General features: G+C 60.4%; 14 protein-coding genes and 1 pseudogene. 10 read left to right on the top strand and 5 right to left on the bottom strand.

Annotation, left to right across the window (positions count from 1 at the left end):
- Positions 1-30: 30 nt before the first annotated feature.
- From EHF33_RS05530 to EHF33_RS05505, 6 genes are all read left to right on the top strand, one after another.
- Positions 31-3,414, top strand: a complete 3,384-nt coding sequence (locus EHF33_RS05530; protein WP_124868624.1) for an ATP-binding protein — start codon at positions 31-33, stop codon at positions 3,412-3,414.
- A 240-nt stretch (positions 3,415-3,654) separates the two neighbouring features.
- Positions 3,655-4,521, top strand: coding sequence for an alpha/beta fold hydrolase (locus EHF33_RS05525; RefSeq protein WP_124868622.1), 867 nt, complete (start codon positions 3,655-3,657; stop codon positions 4,519-4,521).
- Entirely contained in the window at positions 4,518-6,014 is a 1,497-nt protein-coding gene (locus EHF33_RS05520; protein ID WP_124868620.1) for a flavin-containing monooxygenase, read from the top strand. Before EHF33_RS05525 ends, EHF33_RS05520 begins: the two co-directional genes overlap by 4 nt.
- Before the next feature lie 439 nt (positions 6,015-6,453).
- Positions 6,454-10,065, top strand: a complete 3,612-nt coding sequence (locus EHF33_RS05515) for an ATP-binding protein (RefSeq protein WP_164473414.1) — start codon at positions 6,454-6,456, stop codon at positions 10,063-10,065.
- 69 nt (positions 10,066-10,134) lie between these two features.
- Complete coding sequence (locus EHF33_RS05510) at positions 10,135-10,581, top strand: hypothetical protein (protein ID WP_124868616.1); 447 nt, start codon at positions 10,135-10,137, stop codon at positions 10,579-10,581.
- 77 nt (positions 10,582-10,658) lie between these two features.
- A complete protein-coding gene (locus EHF33_RS05505; protein ID WP_124868614.1) occupies positions 10,659-10,859 on the top strand; it encodes a hypothetical protein in 201 nt (66 codons plus the stop codon).
- A gap of 12 nt (positions 10,860-10,871) precedes the next feature.
- Here EHF33_RS05505 and EHF33_RS05500 read toward each other — a convergent pair whose 3' ends face one another.
- Positions 10,872-11,288, bottom strand: coding sequence for a pyridoxamine 5'-phosphate oxidase family protein (locus EHF33_RS05500; protein WP_124868612.1), 417 nt, complete (start codon positions 11,286-11,288; stop codon positions 10,872-10,874).
- A 161-nt stretch (positions 11,289-11,449) separates the two neighbouring features.
- On the opposite strand from EHF33_RS05500, the pseudogene EHF33_RS05495 reads away from it, so the two are divergent.
- Both EHF33_RS05495 and EHF33_RS05490 read left to right on the top strand, forming a co-directional pair.
- Positions 11,450-12,216 (top strand): annotated as a pseudogene (locus EHF33_RS05495) (IS5 family transposase).
- A 173-nt stretch (positions 12,217-12,389) separates the two neighbouring features.
- Positions 12,390-12,899 carry a hypothetical protein gene (locus EHF33_RS05490; RefSeq protein ID WP_124868610.1) on the top strand — a complete coding sequence of 170 codons (510 nt, stop codon included), beginning with the start codon at positions 12,390-12,392 and terminating at the stop codon, positions 12,897-12,899.
- Between the two features lie 108 nt (positions 12,900-13,007).
- On the opposite strand, the gene infB is transcribed toward EHF33_RS05490, so the two are convergent.
- From infB to rimP, 4 genes are all read right to left on the bottom strand, one after another.
- The gene (gene infB / locus EHF33_RS05485) at positions 13,008-14,813 is read right to left on the bottom strand and encodes a translation initiation factor IF-2 (protein ID WP_124868608.1); all 1,806 of its coding nucleotides are present in this window, start codon (positions 14,811-14,813) and stop codon (positions 13,008-13,010) included.
- Positions 14,814-14,898: 85 nt separating this feature from the next.
- Positions 14,899-15,228, bottom strand: coding sequence for a YlxR family protein (locus tag EHF33_RS05480; protein ID WP_241191276.1), 330 nt, complete (start codon positions 15,226-15,228; stop codon positions 14,899-14,901).
- A 5-nt stretch (positions 15,229-15,233) separates the two neighbouring features.
- Positions 15,234-16,427 carry a transcription termination factor NusA gene (nusA, locus tag EHF33_RS05475; RefSeq protein WP_124868606.1) on the bottom strand — a complete coding sequence of 398 codons (1,194 nt, stop codon included), beginning with the start codon at positions 16,425-16,427 and terminating at the stop codon, positions 15,234-15,236.
- Positions 16,428-16,494: 67 nt separating this feature from the next.
- A complete protein-coding gene (gene rimP / locus EHF33_RS05470; protein ID WP_124868604.1) occupies positions 16,495-16,980 on the bottom strand; it encodes a ribosome maturation factor RimP in 486 nt (161 codons plus the stop codon).
- 218 nt (positions 16,981-17,198) lie between these two features.
- Here rimP and ispG point away from each other — a divergent pair, with 218 nt between their 5' ends.
- On the top strand, positions 17,199-18,440 hold the full coding sequence (gene ispG / locus EHF33_RS05465) for a flavodoxin-dependent (E)-4-hydroxy-3-methylbut-2-enyl-diphosphate synthase (RefSeq protein ID WP_124868602.1): 1,242 nt from the start codon (positions 17,199-17,201) through the stop codon (positions 18,438-18,440).
- A 190-nt stretch (positions 18,441-18,630) separates the two neighbouring features.
- Positions 18,631-19,074, top strand: a complete 444-nt coding sequence (locus EHF33_RS05460) for a hypothetical protein (RefSeq protein ID WP_124868600.1) — start codon at positions 18,631-18,633, stop codon at positions 19,072-19,074.
- Positions 19,075-19,097 lie beyond the last annotated feature (23 nt).

Here is a 19,097-nt window from a genome sequence, read left to right as displayed (position 1 = left end):
GACAAATTCTCATGAAGCGGAGGCTCCTGAATGCTGGAACTGACCTTGCTGGGCAGGCCGCGCGTCACGGTAGACGGGCAAGCCGTCAAACTTGCCACCCACAAGAGCTTGCTGCTGCTGGCACGGATAGGACTGGAAGGCCGAACGACCCGCGCCGAACTGGCCTCGCTGCTGTGGCCTCTATCGGACTCTTCCACGGCCCGCCAGAACCTGCGGGTAGAACTCTACCGGCTAAACCACACGGCTGCTGGCGCGTACCTGCACCTGGAGCGCAGCGCCGTCGAGCAAACCGGAATATGGCAGATCGATGTGCTCGATCCGGCACACGACCTGAATGGAGCTGAAATGCTGTCCGGTGAGGTGGCCGAGTCGGACGAACTGGGTGAGTGGCTGGAGAGCATTCGGGAAACCCGCCGAACGGCGGTCCGCTTTCGCCTGAGCGCCTCAGTCAGCCAACATGAGGCCGAGGGTGATCTGAAGGGCGCAGCGCGGGCGGCGCAGGCCATCACCGAACTGGACCCGCTGGATGAAGCTGCCCAGGCCCAGTGGCTGCGGCTGCTGGTCCAGGCAGGTGAAACACAGATGGCCCGCGCCACTTACCAGGCTTACGCCGAGCGGCTGCGCCGGGAGCTGGAGGCTGAACCAAGTGCAGAGGTGCGCCGCTGGACCGAGGTGTCAACACAGACCTCGGAACAAACCTTGCAGGCCCCGCTGATCGGACGCGAGGCCCTGTGGCGAGAACTGCGGAGCAGCCACCTTCCGGCGCTGCTGCTGGGCGAACCGGGGGTGGGCAAATCGCGCCTGGCGGACGAGTTCAGCGCTCAGCACCGCCCGCGCCTGATCGTGCGCGGGCTTGCCGAAGCGCGGTGGTGGCCGCTGGGGGCGGTGACGGCGGCGCTCCGCTCACTCTCGGAGCGGGGCCGCCTGCCCACGTTGGCCCAAACGGATCAAGCGTTACTCTCGCGGCTGATTCCCGAGCTGCATGCTGATTCCGCAGCGGCCTCCTCACTGACCGGAGCCAGCCCAGAGCAGCGTCAAGCTCTTTTCGCAGCGCTGTCACGGGCCGTCCTGCCGGGTCTGAGGCGCGGTCTGTTGGTGCTCGATGACCTGCACGATTTCGATGATCTGAGCCTGGAAGCGGTTCGGTATTTGCTGGCCGAGCTGCTCCGGGTACCGCCCGGCGACCGCGCCCGCGTGCTGCTGAGCGCCCGCGCCCCGGAACTGGCCCACAATGCGGCGGCGACGGCTCTGGTGGATGAACTTGAAGGGCGCGGCGAACTGCGCCGATTGACGGTGGCCCCCCTGCTGGAAACCGACGTGCTGGCGCTGGTCAGAACGCTGGGACGAACTAGGGGCGGCACCCGTTTTGCGGCGCGGCTGCACGCGGCCACGGCGGGCAATCCGCTGTTTGTCCTCGAAACCTTGCGTCACCTGCGCGAGAGGGGCGATCTGACCGATGACGCCGGGGGCCAGTGGCAGACCCGTCATGACGAGCACACCGAGTTCTACGCCGAACTGGACTTGCCCGGCAGCGTGCTGAGCGCCGTGAAAGCGCGAGTCAAACTGCTGGGTGACGGAGCGCAGCGGGTGTTGGAAGCGCTGGCGATCATGGCCCGTCCGGTGCCGCTGGATATGCTGGAAATGCTGACCGGGCTGGACGCGTGGTTGCTGGCCTCGGCTATCGGCGCGGCCAGGGAGGCCTCTTTGATGGTGCTGCGTTCCGGGGGGTATGCCCTGGCCCACGATCTCTACCGGGTCGGTGTCGCGGCGGGCCTGACTGCCGAGCGCCAGCAACTTCTGCACCGCCAGGCCGCGCTCATGCTGGCCGAAGCTCCGGCGGCGGCGCGTGAGGTGGCCGGACATTGGCTGGCGGCCGGGCAGCCCCAGCAAGCAGGTGAGTGGCTGCTGCGGGCAGCCAGGGAAGCGGAGTCGATTGCCGCGCACACCGAAGGGCTGGGCTTTTTGGATGAGGCGCTGGCCCTGCAACTGACCAAGGAAGTGCAGGCACGCGCCCACGCCCTGGCGTTTCAGCTTCACTTGGGCCTGGGGAACCTGGTAGAAGCTGAATCTCACCTGGACACCCTGCGGCGACTGGCCGATCAGCAACGCGACGAGGCCCTTGAACTCGAGACCGAAGTGCATCTCGCCGCGCTGAACATCCAGAAAAGCGAGTTCCAGCAAGTGATTGCCATCACCGACCGGCTGCTAGACGCGCCGTTGCCAGGATCGCTGGGCGCACAGATGCACCTGGTACGGGGGATGTCCCTGATTCGCCTGGCCCGTTTCACGGAGGCTGAGATGCATCTGCAAGAGGTCTTGCGCCTGGGCACCTTGCAGCGTACCCGCTGGAGCTTCCAGGTGCATTTCACATTGACCCAACTCTACTTTCCACAGGGGCGTTTCAGTGAGGCCGAATATCATGCGGGTCAGGCTGAGGCCGTTGCCCGTGTGCTGGGCGATCCCCAGACCATTGCGCGGGGTCTGCTGGGCCGGGGCGTGGCCGCCATTGCCCACAGCAAACCCGCCGAGGCCGTGCCGCTGCTGCGAGAAGCCCAGCAGCTTGCCAGACTGTACAGTCCACTGAGCGTGGCCGACATGATCACGCTCAATCTGGGAACGGCACTCTGGAAAATTCGGCACCGTGACGAGGCCAGTGAAGCCTTCAAAATTGCCGCCGCCAGCCAGCACCTTCCGCCGGAAATACATGAATCGGCAACCTGGAACCTGGGCGCGATCAGTCTGGACATAGGTGATCTGGGACAGGCGCTGACCTACTGTGAGCAGGCACTGGTCAGCGCCCAGAAGCGCGGTCTACCCAGCACGGTCTTGCGCCGCCGAGCTTTCCTGGCCAACATTCACTTGCTATGCGGCCAGCCAGTGGAAGCCGAAGAAGTAACGGCAATACAAATAGAAGCTGCACAACTCAACCTAGGTGAGCTGGAACATCTGCTGGCAACGGTGGCCCTGCGCCGGGCACTGCTGTGCGGGACGGGGGAGGAGATTGAGACGTACGCCCACGCCTTGATACAAACCTCAGGCCCGGACGACGAGCAAGAATCCCATGCCTTGCTCTTGGCGGAAGCCTGCTTTCACGCGGGCGATTTTGATGACGCGGCCCGCTGGATCGCTCAGGCCCCGCCCGGTGCTTGGCGCACTCGCCTGCGTCTGCGTTTGCTGAGAGAAATCGTTCCCTGTCAGAGTACCGATAAGGGCCGCGCCGAAGTGGTAGCCGATGCCCGTCACTGGCTGGTGGCCCCTGCGACCGTGGCCCTGGAAGCAGCGTTCCTTGCTGCCGAACTGGCCCGCAATGGGCAGCCGGACGATGTGAAGGAAGCCAAACGCCGCGCCGATCTGTTGCTGGGTAGTCTGGAAGGACGGCTTGAGCGCCTGAGTCTGAGCCACCTGCTGGCGTAGGGCTGTTGAATAGCAACGGTATTACGCTCCCCGTTCCCAGACGCCTTCCTGAAACTGCGTCAGGATCAATTGATAACGACTTGAGTCTGGATTGGTGTTGTTGTGACGTTCTACAGCATTTCTTTCCTACGCGGTAGCTGGCGGCTTTGGAACGGCTGACCTGAATCTAGATTGGCTCACGGCGGATTGGTTCGTCACGCGGCATCCTCTTCTGAATCCATGTTTCTTTCGGAGGAATTCATGACTGCCGCTGAATCCAGTCCTCAAACGCCGACCCCACATTTTGTGGACGTAGGCGGCGTTCGTACCCGTCACGTCATTGGCGGCGAGGGGCCACCCATCGTCTTGCTACACGGGATTGGCCGCAGTCTGGAGGATTTTGCGCCCACGGTGCAGGCTCTGTTCCCCGCGCACCGCGTTTACGCCCCGGACATGATCGGTTTTGGCTACACCGACAAGCCGGAAGTGAATTACAGCCTGCCGGGCCTGGCCCGTTTCGTGCGGCACTATCTGGACGCCGTAGGAGAAACGCGGCCCGTCACCCTGATCGGCAACTCGCTGGGCGGGGCGGTGGCGCAGACGTTCGCCGTGATGTATCCGCAGCGGGCGCGTGGGCTGGTGCTGGTCAACTCCGCCGGATTCGGGCGGGAGGTGGCCGTGGCCCTGCGCCTGTGTGCTGTGCCGGGACTGGGCGAACGGCTGCTGGTGGCCAGTCCTACTGGTGCGCGGCGTGTTACCCGCAGCTTATTTGTCTCAGCTGATTTCGTCACGCCGGAGCGAGTCGCGCATACGCTGAACTTGTCGAAACAGCCCGGCGCAGCGCGGGCGTTTTTGTCTGTGCTGCGCTCAATTGGTGATGTGCGCGGGGCGCGGACGCCGTGGCAAGTCAAACTGGCTCAGCAGCTCCCGGCCCTGAACCTGCCTACTTTAATCGTCTGGGGAGACCGCGACGAGATTCTCCCTGTGCGCCATCTGGAGGCCGCCCGCCGCACGCACCCGCATGCCACGGTTCACCTGTTCGAGGCGACAGGCCACGTCCCGCAGATCGAGCGGGAGGCAGAATTCACGGCCATACTCAATCAATTTCTGGAGCACAATACCTTATGACCCACCATCAAATCGCCGTTCTGGGCGCTGGCTTCGCGGGACTGGGAACGGCGCTGGAACTCAAGCGGCGCGGCGTTGACGACTTCGTGGTGTTCGAACGCGGTGCGGAGGTGGGCGGCACCTGGCGTGACAACACCTATCCCGGCTGCGCCTGCGACGTGAAGAGTGATTTGTATTCGTTCTCAGCCGTTCCCAACCCTGACTGGACCCACCGTTACGCCCGCCAGCCCGAGATTCTGGCCTACCTCAGAAAAACCGCCGACGAGCAGCGTCTGCGCCCGCACATTCACTTCAACACCGAGATGGAGGAAGCCCGCTGGGACGAAGGGGAAGGCCTGTGGCGCATCCGCACCAGCCGGGGTGAGTTCACGGCCCGCGTCCTGATCTCCGGTCACGGCCCCCTGATTGAGCCGAAATGGCCGGACATTCCGGGGCTGGAAGATTTTGAGGGCGAACGTTTTCACTCGGCGCAGTGGAACCACGCCGTGAACCTGAGCGGCAAACGGGTGGCGGTGATCGGCACCGGGGCCTCGGCCATTCAGTTCATCCCTGAAATTCGGCCGCTCGTGGAGCAGCTGAGCGTCTTTCAGCGCACGCCGCCGTGGGTGATGCCGCGCATGGACGAGGCCACCACGCCGCGCCGCCGCGAGTTGTTCCGGCGTTACCCAGTGTTGCAGCGCTTGGCGCGTCAGCGGGTGTTCCTGAACGCGGAGGTGAGGCATTTAGGGTTTTCCAACCAGAGGGTGGGCGCACTGATGGAGAAGTTCGGCCATCAGCACCTTGAGGCGCGGGTAGCAGATCCGGAGCTGCGCCGCAAACTGACGCCTGACTACCGCCTGGGCTGCAAACGTATCCTGGTCAGCGACGACTACTACCCGGCCATTCAGCAACCCAATGTGGAACTGGTGACGGAGATCATCACCGAGATTCGCGGCGATCAGATTCTGACTGCGGATGGCCAGATCCGCGCGTTCGACGTGCTGATCGGTGGCACCGGCTTCAACGCCACGCAGCCGCCGATGGCGCGTCGGATCTTTGGGCGCGGCGGCCAGCGTCTCGCGGACGCTTGGGACAGCCACATGGAGGCGCTGCACGGCACGGCAGTCGCTGGATTTCCGAACTTCTTTTTGCTGGTGGGGCCGAACACCGCGCTGGGCCACAACTCCATCGTGTACATCATTGAGGCGCAGATCGGGTACATTCTGCGGGCGCTGGAATACATGGACGCCGCGCACCTGCTGAGTCTGGAGCCGACGCCGGAGGCGCAGCGCGAGTACAGCGACGCCCTGCAAGACAAGCTGCGCGAGTCGGTGTGGGTGAAGGGAGGCTGCACCAGCTATTACCTGGACGCGGCGGGGCGCAACAGCACCCTGTGGCCAGAGCGGGCCGCCAACTTCCGGCGCACGCTGAGCCACTTTGATGCCGCGCTGTACAGCGCCCGCCTCAGCCCGCGTCTGCTGCCGCCGCTGCTGAGTGGGGGAGCAAACCATTAAACTTGCCCCTTCTGATCACGCGAGGAGTCTGATCACCTGGATAAAATGTAGATCAGCGTTGTCATCCTCCATCCCCAAGTCGCTCACCCCATGACTTGTCCCCAAACAACGTTTTTTCAACTCTCCCCAGTTGTCCCCCCGCCCGTACCTTCATGCTCCTGTCATGGCACGCAAGAAAAGAAGTCTGCAATGGTAGGGTTTTGTGCTTCCGGTGGAGCCGCTCATATTTCAGACCAACTCAAATCACTGAACCTGCTCGCTGGGGCATCTGTCCCCAACATAAGTGTCAATCTGACACTATCCCTGACAACTGAATAGCTCCAGACAACTCAATAACAAGACGCGCCCCAGGCTCCAAGCGGGGTGCGTTTTGCTGGCTGGCCTTACAATGGGGCCGGTAAGTTCTGCTGCCCTCCACCTTCTTGCAGAGGTACGGTTCATGGCCCTTGAGCTGCTGCTGCTCGGCACTCCCCTGATTCGCTTTCACGGTCAGCCACTCGAACTGCCGGTTCGCAAAGCGGCGGGCTTGCTGGCGTATCTGGCGCTCGAAGGCCCCACGCCGCGCAGCCGCCTCGCCGGACTGCTCTGGGATGACGGCGACGAAGCGCGGGCACGCACCAATTTGCGCCAATTGCTGCGCCGCGTACGCTCCGCCGTGCCGGAAGCCCTGATCGAAACGCAAGACGAACTGCTGTGCCTCAGTCCCGAGGTCGCGGTGGACGCTCTAGAATTTGCAGCGCTGCTGGACGTGGGTGAACGTGAAGCGGCGCTGGCCACCTACCGAGGCGACTTTTTGAGCCACACCGATTGGCCTGCCAGCCCCGACTTTGAAGACTGGGCGCAGGCACAGCGTGAGCAACTCTCGCTGCGCTGGCAAGCCGCCATGACGCAGCAAGCCGCCGACTGGGAAGCGCAGGGCGAGTATGCGCGGGCGCTGCAAGCCCACCTGCGCCTGCTGCAAACCGATGAGCTACAAGAAGCGCGGCACTGCGCCGTGATGCGCCTTTACAGCTTACTGGGCGAACGCGGCGCGGCCCTGAAGCAGTTTGAGCGCTGCCGTCAGGTGCTGAGCGCCGAACTCGGCCTGACGCCGCTGCCGCACACGCTCCAAATCGCTGAGCAGCTCCGGCGCGGTGACCTCGAACAAAGTCATCTGGCGCAGGCGCTCAGCCCGCCGCTGTCTGCTCCCTTGTCGGTGACGGCGCTCGAACTGCCGTTCGTCGCCCGTGAAGCGGCTTGGCGGGCCGTGACGCGGCTGCAAGTCCCGCTGGTGCTGCTCACTGGCGAGCCGGGGGTGGGCAAAACCCGTTTGCTGGAAGAACTGGCCCGCTCACGCGGTAGGTATTGGGTGGTTCACGCCCAAGAGCTGACCCAGTTCACCCCGCTCGCTCCGCTGCTGCCTTTGCTGCGCTCGCTTCTCGCGGAAAGTGGGTGGCCACTGAGCCAGGCCGCCCGCCGAGAACTCGCCCGCTTGTTGCCGGAAGTGTCCGGCGGGGCAACAACTCCTGCGGCCAGCGCCAGTTCTGCATCTCAGAGTAGTCCTCTCCTGAGTCAGCCTTTGCTCGATCCACTTGCACCCAGTCCACTTGCGCTCAGCCAAATTACGCCCAGTCAGATCGCGCCCAATGCCGCCGAGCGCACCCGCTTCGTGGAGGTCTTGAGCGAGGCCGTGCTGCTGCTGTTTGAATCTCCGCACCCCGCCAACCCGCTCATCACCTTACTGATTGACGACGCCCACTGGCTCGACGCCACCACTTTGGAAGTCATCGGCAATCTGGCGCAGCGGCTCAGGGATCAGCCGCTGCGGCTGCTTGTCTCGGCGCGGGCTTTTGAACTCTCCGAGCGTCCGCACGCCCACGCCGCTTTTGCTGCCCTTGAGAAATCGGGGCTGGCGCGGCAACTCCGGCTTGAACCCTGGAGCGAGACCGATTTGCTCTCGCTGATTCGCACCGTGTCGGGCAGCCGCCGGGGTGAGTATTTTACTCAGCGGCTGCATGAGGCGACGGGCGGCAACCCGCTGTTCGTGCAAGAAACGCTGCGCGGCCTGATTGAAGGCGGCAGCCTCTGGCAAGACGCGGCAGGCGGCTGGCACACGGTTTATGACAGCGTGAATCCCACCTACGAAGATATGCCGCTTTCAATCACGGTTCGGGGCGCACTGCTGGAGCGTTTGGAGCGCCTCGGCCCCTCGGCCCGCCGCCTGCTGGACGCGGCGAGTTTGGCGGGCGAGGTCTTTGCCGCCGAGGATTTGGCCCAAACCACCGCTTTGGACGAGTGGACAAGTTTAGAACTCCTCGAGCGGGCTGAGCAAGCCGGACTCTTGCGGGCCGACCCACTGGGCTACCGCTTTGGGCACGAGCTGGTGCGGCGCGTATTGGACGACGAGCTGAGGCCGTCCCGCCGCCGATTGCTGCACCGCCGCCTCGCCGCCACCTTGCAGCGGCGCGGCAGCCCGCCCGCCCGGATTGCCCAGCACCTTCAGGCCGCAGGTGAAAACCGCGAAGCGCTGGCGTGGTGGCGCACGGCAGCGGCGGACGCCAAGCGGGTCTACGCTTACCGAGAGGCGCTGACGCACTACGCGCAGGCCTTGGCCCTCACCAAGGATGCCCGAGAGCGCTGCGGCCTGCTCTCCGAGCGGATTACCCTGTGGCGCATTCTCAACGAGCAAGCGGGCTGGCAACAAGACGCAGGGGAGATGCTGCAACTCGCCGAGCGCTTGGGCGACCTGACGCTGCGGGCCGAGGCCGCCACCAAGTTGGCCCGCTTGACCTTCCGCACCGGCAACAACGCTGAGGCGGTGACCCGCATGGAAGAAGTCCTGAGCTGGGTCGGCGTGCCGGATGAGCTGCGGGCAGAGGCCTACCTGATCGCGGGCATGGCTGCTAAGCAGTGGGGGAGGCTGGCGTGGGCGCAGGAGCAACTCCACCTCGGCCTTGAGTGCAATCCGCCGAACGATCTGAGTCGGGCGGGCATTCTGCATCTCACTTTGGCCGAATGCCAAGCTGAGAGCGGTGATTTGCCCTCGGCCCGCGTCAGCATTCAGCAAAGCGTGGAGGTGATGACTCAGGCCAGCGATATAGACGGCCAAATTCGCGCCAAGTTTATTTTGGGCTGGATTCTGCGCTTGTCCGGCGAAACGCAGCAGGCGCTGACCGCCTGGAAATGGGTACGCACACAGGCCAGCGCGGTGGGCATGACCTTTATTCAGATTGAGGTCTTGTTACAATTGCTAGGGCTCTATTTACAAGAAGGGGAGGCAGAGTCGTCCTTAGAATTGTGGCAAGAGATAGAAAATTTCTCTAAGTTGACCGAACCACGTATTGCCGCTCGTAAAAAGTATTACTGGCATCTCTATTATTTGTTGATGGGTAATTTGGGAGAAGCGCTCCGAAATCTCTTACAGGCACTCGAATTGACCAATCAGGAAAACTTAAAAAGCCAAGCCGCGCATTTTAGCCTTGTTTTGAGTCAGTTCTGGTTAAGATTGGCAGATCTTGAGGCTGCTGAACAGAATTTAAGCTTGAACACTCAGCTTATAAAAAATCTCCAATTCGATTCATACAGACTGTTTGAGTATACGATTCAAGCCAAGCTGAATCTGTTTAGAGGAGACTCGACACAGGCACTCAGATGTCTTGAATCAGGTGAGCGTTGGCATTCTTTGGCTGAACGTTCCGAACAGACTCTGGCTGATCTCACACGTGGGGAGGTATTCTTTGCGCTGGGGCGCTTTTCAGAGGCCGAAGAAATCTTGGCCACTATCGGCCCAAGTACGGCACCATCCCTCAGAGCGGACGCGCTGGCTTTGCAACTTTGGCAGCCTGATCCTCCCGCTGCGCTGATACCGGAGGCGCAGGCCCTACTGTCTAGCCGGCGCTTGAACGCTTTAACGGCTTTACGCCTTCAATTCGCACTGGCCCGCTTGCCAGATGCCGCTCCTGAACTTCACCTCAGGGCGCGGGACAGTTTGGCAACGTTGGCCCAGACGCTCACGCCGACTCAGGCCCAGCGCTTCACGGCTTTTTATCTTGCTCAACTTCCACCCGAGTGAGGGCCGGTCACGCTCAGGTCACGCGGCCCGCCTTATGTTGCCCCTATAAAAATGTTCAAAAGGAGAACTATGAACAAGGTTCGTTGGCTGATTCCGGCTGTGTTTTGCTTATCTTCATCCGTGTTGGCTGAATCTGCGACGACAGGGAACGCGAATTTTACTCAAGGGTCAATTCCTTACAAAGTGACGCCTTGTCAAAATCGTGCAGACCCTAACTGTGGACGTAGTCTCAGATCGGTAGGTGAGGTTTGCGGAGGCTGTCATCTTGACATCCACACCATCGCCCTGCGCGGTTCAAATCCGCCTCTGACCGTCTGGATGAATCAAGCCGCTTGGAACGCGTTACCCCTCGACGGACAGATCACTCTCAAAGACGATTTCCTGTATATGGGCAATGCCAAATTCCCCGTCGAGTATCACAACGCGGCGGGCGAACGGGTAAATTTTAGCGGCACCATCAACATCACGCGCTCTCCGCAATTGCCAGCGGCGAAGTATCAATTTGAACAGCGCTGAGCGGTGAGATCCGTCTTTTCGCTGTCACGCCCGCGTCACGCCTGCCCCGCTATCCTTACCGGCAGGAGGCAAATGGCGTGTTACAAGAATCCCAGAGCGTGACCTTAATTGTCAGAATCTGGCCCGAAAGCCGTCTCAAATCGTGGCGGGCACAGGTGGAGTGGCCCCCCATCATGGGAAGCAGCGACAAAGGCAAACGCCTGTTTCTGCGCCCTGAAGACTTGCTGGATTTTTTGCGGCAAGCCGACGCTGAGCCGGAACAGGGCAACTTAAGCTAGAGCTGAGTCGGCTCAGAGTTTGACTTCGCCGTCATCCTCGCCGTCCCAGTAATGAATGCGGGTGGCGTCTACCTGAATCATCACCAGTCCTTCAGAATCGATTCCATCTTTGAACCAGCGATCGAGATCAGGCGTCCAATGTTTTTTCATTTCAATTTTGTCTTGTATAAGTAAAGCTTTACCCTCGACGGCCACCAAAAAAGCCTTCGTGCCCTGAAAAGCCAGCGAGACTTTGGCATTCTTCCGAATGTCTGCTACTGTGCGCGACTTGTCGTAGGTAAAGTAATACGAAGTGCCGTCGTATTCCACTTGGCCGTTGTTGCTCATGGGGCGTCCAGCAATCTCGCCGCCTGTGGTGTGCGTTGAGATCATAGCGATGTCAATGTCTTTCATAGATTTGGCGAGGTCGGCTAAGGTTTTAGTAGGCATCTGAACTCCAAAGTAATGTGTTGAGCGGCTGAGTATTTCAGAACGAACGAGCCTATTCTGCAAAATAGGGGAAGTGCTTAAGAGCAGATTTAGGTAAATTCTTTTTTAGAAGTGATCCGGAAATTCCAGTTTGGTACGTGAAGGCTTGAAATACTTGCGGGATGCGATTGACGGACGAACAGTGGGCCGTTCTCGGCCCACTCATTCCACCCCCGGAGAAGAAGACGCTGCGTGGACGACCCAGACGACCAGACCGCGAAGTGTTTGAGGGCATCCTCTGGGTGCTTCATACGGGTGCCCAATGGAATCAGCTCCCTACGACGTACCCGCCGAAGTCCACCTGCTTTGAGCGTTTTCAAGAATGGAATAACAGAAATGTCTTCCCGGCGCTGCTTGAGGCCCTGTACGAACAGCTTGCCGATCAAGGCTTGCTCGATCTCCGCGAAAGCTTTATTGACGGCACTTTCAGTGCCGCCAAAAAGGGGGCTTTGATGTCGGCAAAACCAAGAAAGGCAAAGGCACCAAAGTCATGCTGATGGTCGAGGCCAGTGGCGTGCCCATCAGCGTCTTCACGACCAGTGCCAGTCCAAGTGAGGTCACGCTCGTTCAGGACACACTGGACAGCATGTTCGGTTGGGATTACCCGGAACGGCTTATTGGTGACAAGGCCTATGACAGTGACGGTTTGGACAGCGAGATGACACACCGTGGCATCGAGATGATTGCGCCGAATCGGCGCAACCGTCGTCAAACCCAGGATGGTCGCCCACTGCGGCGATATCGCAAACGTTGGAAAGTGGAGCGAACCATTGCTTGGCTTCAGAATTTTAGACGAATTGTGACCCGATATGAACGTCTTGCCGAGCACTTCCTGAGCTTCGTTCAGCTCGCCTGCGTCCTCCTGCTCCTTCGCAGAATTTCCGGATAAGCTCTAGATTCCTGAAAAAGGGTAAGCAGTGCCACATAAAATGTCTGTCTACTGGCTTAATCAATTGTTGAATATCTTCTATGTTTTCTTGATTTGATTGCCGCGCCGCCAAAGAGTTCTTGAGTCAGGCGTAATCCGTCCTGCTCCGGCAAAAGTTCGCTAGACTGCTGAGTATGAAAAAGTTCTCTTTGGTGTCGGTACTCAGCCTGACGGCGACGCTGAGCTTGATTTCAGTGGGCGGGGCGCTCACCGCCAAGACCCTTGTTGCGAATGCACCGCTTAACGGCTGCGCGGGGCAGTCGCTCGCCAACGGCGTGTGGAGCTTTAAAGTCACCGGACAGCAAGCGGGCGTCGGCAACCGCGAAGGCTTTTGGTTGGTCAACTTTGAGGCCACCAATCTCACCAAGCAGGTGCAGGACAGCGTCAATATCATCGACGAGAGCCGCGTGAGCGTGACCGACGGCGCAGGCAAGCTGGTCAAAGACGGCGCAATCGTCGCTATCGGTGGGAACGCCGATCAGTTGAGGCTGGCCCCCGGCGCAACCGGAAGCTTCACGCTGATGTCGCGGGTCAATGATGCTCAAACCCCCTGGTCAAAAATTTTCGTGCCGATGAAGTCGGGCAATCCCAATTTGATGTTCGTGGCGTCACCGGATTTGACGTTTGATCTGACTTGTCCGTGAGTGCTATTAGGTTGTAGATGATGCAAACGGTGCTGGAAACTGACTGACGCCACAAGAAAGCGGGCCGCCTCCAATTTGGAAAGCGGCCCGCTGAACGTTGACTAAACTTTACTGCTCGACTTCCACCATTTCGCTGGCTTCAATGATGTCGCCGATGATGACTTCATTCCAGTCGAGGTTGATACCGCACTCGTAGCCCTGCTGCACTTCGCGCACATCGTCCTTGAAGCGCTTGAGGCCCACGATGGTGCCTTCGTACACGACTTGCTTGCCGCGCGTGACTTTGGCTTTGGCGTTGCGCTTGAACGAGCCGTCGGTGATGTACGACCCGGCGATGTTGCCGCTGCGGGGGTGGCTGATGACCATCCGCACTTCGGCGCGGCCCAGATATTTCTCCTCGAAGACCGGTTCGACGTTGCCTTTGATCAGGCGATCCACTTCGTCGATCAATTCGTAAATAATCCGGAAGCTCTTGAGGTCGACGCTCTTTTGATCCGCCACTTTCTTGACGCTGCCCGACGGCACCACGCTGAAGCACAAAATGGTCGCCTCGGCAGTGGAGGCCAGCAGCACGTCGCCTTCGGTGGGCGCACCGATGCCCGAGAGCATCACGTTGATCTTGACGTCATCGCTTTCCTTGCGGGCCAAAATGCCCTGCAAAGCTTCCAAGCTGCCCTGGGTGTCGGCCCGCAAAATCAAGTTGACGGTGCGGATCTCGCCGAGCGGCCCCATCATTTCTTCAAGGGTCATCTTGCGGCGCTTGCCCTGCTCTTCTTCGTCGCGGCGCTTTTGCACGCGGGCGGCGATGATCTCGCGGGCCTGATGCTCGTTCTTGGCGCTCTGCACCTTGTCGCCGCTGCTGGGGTTGTCGGAAAAGCCCAGCACCTGCACCGGCGTCGAGGGCCCGGCTTCCTTGATGCGCCCGCCGACCGTATCGGTCATGGCCTTGATCTTGCCGTAGTTCTCGCCCACCACCAAGAAGTCGCTGACGTGCAGCGTGCCTTCCTGAACCATCACGGTGGCCAGCACGCCGGCCTGCTTATCGACCTTGCTCTCGATGATGACGCCTGCAAACTCGCCTTTGGGATCGGCCCGCAGGTCTTCGAGTTCGGCTGTCAGGCTGATGTATTCCAGCAAGTCTTCGATGCCCTCACCGGTCTTGGCGCTCACCGGCACGACCACCGTGTCGCCGCCGTATTCTTCCGGCACCAGGTTGAGCTGGGTCAGATCGGTCTTGACCCGTTCCACATCGGCCTGCGGCAAGTCCATTTTGTTGATGGCCACGATCAGGGGAATCTTGGCTGCCTGGGCGTGCGCCACGGCCTCGCGGGTCTGCGGCATGATCGAGTCGTCGGCGGCCACCACGATGATGGCGATGTCGGCGACGTTGGCCCCGCGGGCGCGGATGGTCGTGAAGGCTTCGTGACCCGGCGTGTCGATAAAGACGATCTTGCCTTTGCTGGTCTGGGCCTCGAACGCTCCGACGTGCTGGGTGATGCCGCCGGCTTCTTTGGCCGCCACCTTGGTCTTGCGGATGTAGTCGAGTAGAGAAGTCTTGCCGTGATCCACGTGGCCCATGATGGTCACCACAGGTGCGCGGGTGGGAAGGCCAGTCTGAGCAGCTGAGCCGCTCTCGGCGGGCCGCTCAGCGACGGCCACCGCTGCTGTGGGCGCTGCCGCTTCAGCTTGAGACGCGGTTTTTTCGGAAGCAGGCTCGCCGCTGGCATTCTCAGTGGTTGGTGCGCTTTCGCTCTGCTCTGCGGCCACCAAGCCTTTAATCGTTTCCACGATGTCTTCTTCGAGGGTGCTGCTGACGCTCTTGTACTGCACGCCTAAGTCATCGAGCATGGCCAGCATTTTGTTGTTGTCCACGCTGAGGTCTTTGGCAAGGGTATAAATTCGGACTTTTGACATAGCCTCACCTCCGGGTGAGTTGACTGCCTGCACGGTTGATTCAGAGATGGGCAGGGCAGCAAAAAGAAAAGGAAGGGGTATTAATTCATAGATTCGCTGGGTGGAGTTCTTGAGCTTGAGGATGGGATTGGGTTTGAAGGAGGAGGCTGAGGCTGGCTGCTTGAGCGCCGAAGGCCCGCCTCAGCCGCTTCTCGGCCCAGCAGCCCGGCGTATCCGCGCAGACGTAAGCGCCCCGGCCGGATAGAAGCTGGCCTGCTTTGTGCTTGCCCGCCAGCGTCCAGCCTGCCCCCGCGTGAATCAGCCGCACGAACTCGCCCTGAGGGCGCTTTTTGCGGCAGGCCACGCAACTGCGCTCCGGCACGTGCCGGGCGACTGATGGAGCGGTGGTGAATTGGACGCTGGCGGGCACGTTCACTCGGCTTACTCCTGTCCGCCCTCGTCGTCGGGCGAGGCGGTGGCCACCGAGCGGCTGTCACGAAACAGCGCGTCGAAGGCGGCTTGCTGGCTGCTGCTGACCTCGCGGCCCGCCTCGCCTTCTTGCATGGCCTGCTGCATGGCCGCGTCGAGGTCGCTGATCGCCTGCGTTTCGCGCAGATCAATTTTGTAACCGGTCAGTTTGGCGGCCAGCCGAACATTTTGCCCACCCTTACCGATTGCCAGCGAGAGCTGATCCGGCGTGACGGTTACAGTGGCCTCGCTGCGGTCATTGCTGACCTCGATCAGGCCCACTTTGGCCGGGGAGAGCGCATTCCGGATAAATTCGCGGGTGTTGGCGTCCCACAAAATCACGTCCACCCGCTCGCGGCCCAACTCGCCGGTGACCGCCTGAATGCGGTTGCCCCGGTGCCCGATGCAGGCCCCGATCGGATCAACGTTGGAATTGTTGCTGTAAACCGCCACTTTGCTGCGCTGACCGGCTTCGCGGGCAATCGCTTTGACTTCCACGACATTGTTGGCAATCTCGGGGATTTCTTGGCGCAGCAGGTAATCGAGCAGTCTCTCGTCGGCGCGGCTGGCCAAGATGGTGGGGCCTTTGGGCGTCTTGCGGACTTCTTTGAGGTAGACCTTGACGCGGTTGCCGTTGAGCAGCCGCTCGCCGGGAATCTGCTCGCGGGGCGGCATAATCGCTTCGCCGGAACCGAGTTCGACGAAGTAATTTTGCTTGTTGTCCATTCGGACCACCGTCGCGTTGATAACCTGGCCTTCTTTGTCTTTGTATTCGTTGTAGACCACGTTGCGCTCGGTTTCGCGCATTTTCTGGGTCAGGGTCTGCTTGGCGGCTTGCAGGGCGATGCGGCTGAACTGATCGCTGCTGACCGGAAACTCCATTTCCATGCCGAGTTCCACGTCAGGGTCGAGTTCTAGGGCGTCGGCCAAAGAAATCTGGAGGTTTTCGTCGTCCACTTTCTCGACGACTTCGCGCACGACCAACACTTCGAGGTCGCCCGTGTCGGGATCGAGGTGAACTTCAATGCGCTTATCGGGTTCGACGTTGCGCTTGTAAGCCTGGGCCAGCGATTCTTCAAAGGCCTCGATCAGTTGCAGCTCGTTGATATTGCGGGCCGCCGCCACGTCGCGCAGCGCTTCGGCAAAATTCACTTCTGGTTGGGTCATCTCACTTCCTTCTTTCTTCTTTTCTTTCGTTGAAATTGACTTTGTTCTGGGCCGCAGGTGCTAAGACTTAGCGGTGTTCGGCTGGAAACTCGGCCAAGTTGGCCTGAAAGGTTCCGGCGCTCAGCGTCACGTCTTGGCCCAGCACGTCAAAGGTGACTTGGTCGCCGTTCACCGCCTTGATCGCCGCGGTAAAAGCGTGGCCGTCGCCGCGCACGCGGGTCAGCAGGCCCAGCATCCGCTCAAAGTGGCGGGCACGAAGCAGCGGGCGCTTCGAGCCGGGCGATTCCAGTTCCAAGCGGTACTCGTCTTTGATCGGATCGAGTTCGTCGAGCGCCGCGCCGATGGTGCGGCTGCCTAACGTCAAGTCTTCTACTGACACCGGTTGCTCGTCTAGACGGTCAATTCGGATCAGCAAAATGGGACTGCGCCCCGAGGCATTTTGAAGTTGGACTTCCAGCACTTCCAGCCCCAGTGGGCTGAGGGCCTGCTCGGCGATGCGCGTTAGGTTGTCGGACTGGGTTTTACTGGGCTGGGTTGTTATTCGTGTTGTCATAAGTTGTATTCCCGCGCTTTTGCGGGCGTCTCACCACCTCCCTCATCAAGAGAGGGTGGGTCACCTCACCCACCCCCGCCAACGAGGACTTTCTGAGGGCAGTATAACTCAAGGTCGCCAAAAGGGCATGGTGCGGCGTTACCTTCGCCAGATAGGCCGCCGGCGGCCCGTAAGCCCTCCTGCCATTTGCCCTGCCCCAAGCGCTCTAAACTGAGTGCATGACGCTTTCTTCTCCCAAACGCCGCCGTACCGTCACCGCCAACGTGGGCGGCGTGCTGATCGGCTCTGAGCATCCGGTGGCGGTGCAGAGCATGACCAACACCGACACCGCCAACGCCGAGGCCACCGCCATTCAAGTCGCCCAACTCGCCCGCGCCGGGTCTGAGTTGGTGCGCGTGACGGTCAACACCCGCGAGGCCGCCGCCGCCGTGCCGGAAGTGATCTCGCGCCTCTCGGAAGTGGGCCTGAGCGTGCCGATTGTCGGCGACTTTCATTACAACGGCCATATTCTGCTGCGCGAGTTTCCTGAAACGGCGCGGCTGCTGTCCAAGTACCGCATCAACCCCGGCAACGTCGGCGCGGGCCAGCACCACGACGCCAATTTTGCCACCATGATCGAAGTCGCCAAGGAATTTGATAAGCCGGTTCGTATCGGCGTCAACTGGGGCAGCCTTGATCAGCAGGTGTTGGCCCGCTTGATGGACGCCAATGCCAGCAAAGGCAGTCCCAAATCCGGCACCGACGTGATGATCGACGCGATGGTGGTGTCGGCTTTGGAGAGCGCCCACTACGCCGAGGAACTGGGGTTGGCCCACGACAAGATCCTGATTTCGGTCAAGGTGTCCAGCGCTCCTGAGCTGTGGCAAGTTTACCGGCAGCTCGCCGCCGAGTGCGATTACCCGCTGCATCTGGGCCTGACCGAAGCGGGCATGGGCATGAAGGGCATCGTGGCGTCCAGTGTGGCCCTTGCGCCGCTGCTGACGGAAGGCATCGGCGACACCATCCGGGTCAGCCTGACGCCCGAACCTGGAGCCAGCCGCAAGCTGGAAGTCGAAGTGGCCCAGCAGATTTTGCAGAGTTTGGGGATTCGGCAGTTTTTGCCGCAGGTGACGAGTTGCCCCGGCTGCGGGCGCACCACGTCTATTTTCTTTCAGGAACTGGCCCAGAAGATTCAGGACTACATCCGCGACACCATGCCAACTTGGAAGACCAAATATGCCGGCGTCGAAGAGATGCAGGTGGCGGTGATGGGCTGCATCGTCAACGGCCCCGGCGAAAGCAAGCACGCCAATATCGGCATCTCGCTGCCCGGCACCGGCGAAGATCCCCGCGCTCCGGTGTATCAGGACGGCAAACTGCTGACCACTCTGCGGGGCCCCCGTATCGCTGAGGAGTTTCAGGAACTGATGGAAGCGTATGTCGAGCAGCGGTACGGAGTGAGCGAAAAAGCGGGCGTATAACCAAATAACACTCCACACCTGTATATAAACTTGTGCCGATTGACTTCGCCCATCAGAAGCTAAAGCTCATCAGGTGTGCGCCGTGATCTGACTCAATAAACAAAAACAGATACAAATACGGCTTGTTCTCATGTTGTCTCTCTTAGGCTGAGTTTCATCACCTTTGCTCAGGGAGGACATTATGAACCGTTTGATTCTGCTCGCTGCTGTCGCCGCGTTGGCAACTTCTGTCGGGAGCGCTCAATGTGTTGCTCGGCCCTCGCTCAGTTTTAATGGACAGGTCAAAATTTCTTATCCAAAAGGTGGCGGCGGCGCTTCTGTCGTTCAGTTTTGCGACGCTGCCGCACAACGCTTCAAACAGGATTTTCTGATTCAAAGTAAAAAAGCTGGATACAATGTAAAATGGGTCGAGTATTACCGGGTGGCCAACTGGGTTTCGACGTTTCACGACAGTATTTACCAGACCCGCGCTTTGGGTTTTCAGCAGCAAAACTTCAAGCAGTTCACGGTTCAAAACTGGCGCGATATGGAAACCGTGGTCTACGGCAACAGCAGCGGCAAATACGTCGGGATGATTTCAAGAACGGTGCCGGGTACCAAGAACACCAGTGAATTCGTGCTTTACGGGAACTGATCTGGGCTGTGACCAACTTACCG

This window comes from Deinococcus psychrotolerans, from assembly GCF_003860465.1.
Classification (GTDB): domain Bacteria; phylum Deinococcota; class Deinococci; order Deinococcales; family Deinococcaceae; genus Deinococcus; species Deinococcus psychrotolerans.
The sequence above is the reverse complement of the archived record's forward strand: the minus strand, read 5'-3'. Positions and strand labels throughout refer to the sequence as shown.

What these genes read in the sequence shown, in the direction of transcription:
- EHF33_RS05530 (WP_124868624.1), top strand. Translation starts at nt 31, where the DNA reads ATGCTGGAACTGACCTTGCTGGGCAGGCCGCGCGTCACGGTAGACGGG.
- EHF33_RS05525 (WP_124868622.1), top strand. Translation starts at nt 3,655, where the DNA reads ATGACTGCCGCTGAATCCAGTCCTCAAACGCCGACCCCACATTTTGTG.
- EHF33_RS05520 (WP_124868620.1), top strand. Translation starts at nt 4,518, where the DNA reads ATGACCCACCATCAAATCGCCGTTCTGGGCGCTGGCTTCGCGGGACTG.
- EHF33_RS05515 (WP_164473414.1), top strand. Translation starts at nt 6,454, where the DNA reads ATGGCCCTTGAGCTGCTGCTGCTCGGCACTCCCCTGATTCGCTTTCAC.
- EHF33_RS05510 (WP_124868616.1), top strand. Translation starts at nt 10,135, where the DNA reads ATGAACAAGGTTCGTTGGCTGATTCCGGCTGTGTTTTGCTTATCTTCA.
- EHF33_RS05500 (WP_124868612.1), bottom strand. Translation starts at nt 11,288, where the DNA reads ATGCCTACTAAAACCTTAGCCGACCTCGCCAAATCTATGAAAGACATT.
- EHF33_RS05490 (WP_124868610.1), top strand. Translation starts at nt 12,390, where the DNA reads ATGAAAAAGTTCTCTTTGGTGTCGGTACTCAGCCTGACGGCGACGCTG.
- infB (WP_124868608.1), bottom strand. Translation starts at nt 14,813, where the DNA reads ATGTCAAAAGTCCGAATTTATACCCTTGCCAAAGACCTCAGCGTGGAC.
- nusA (WP_124868606.1), bottom strand. Translation starts at nt 16,427, where the DNA reads ATGACCCAACCAGAAGTGAATTTTGCCGAAGCGCTGCGCGACGTGGCG.
- rimP (WP_124868604.1), bottom strand. Translation starts at nt 16,980, where the DNA reads ATGACAACACGAATAACAACCCAGCCCAGTAAAACCCAGTCCGACAAC.
- ispG (WP_124868602.1), top strand. Translation starts at nt 17,199, where the DNA reads ATGACGCTTTCTTCTCCCAAACGCCGCCGTACCGTCACCGCCAACGTG.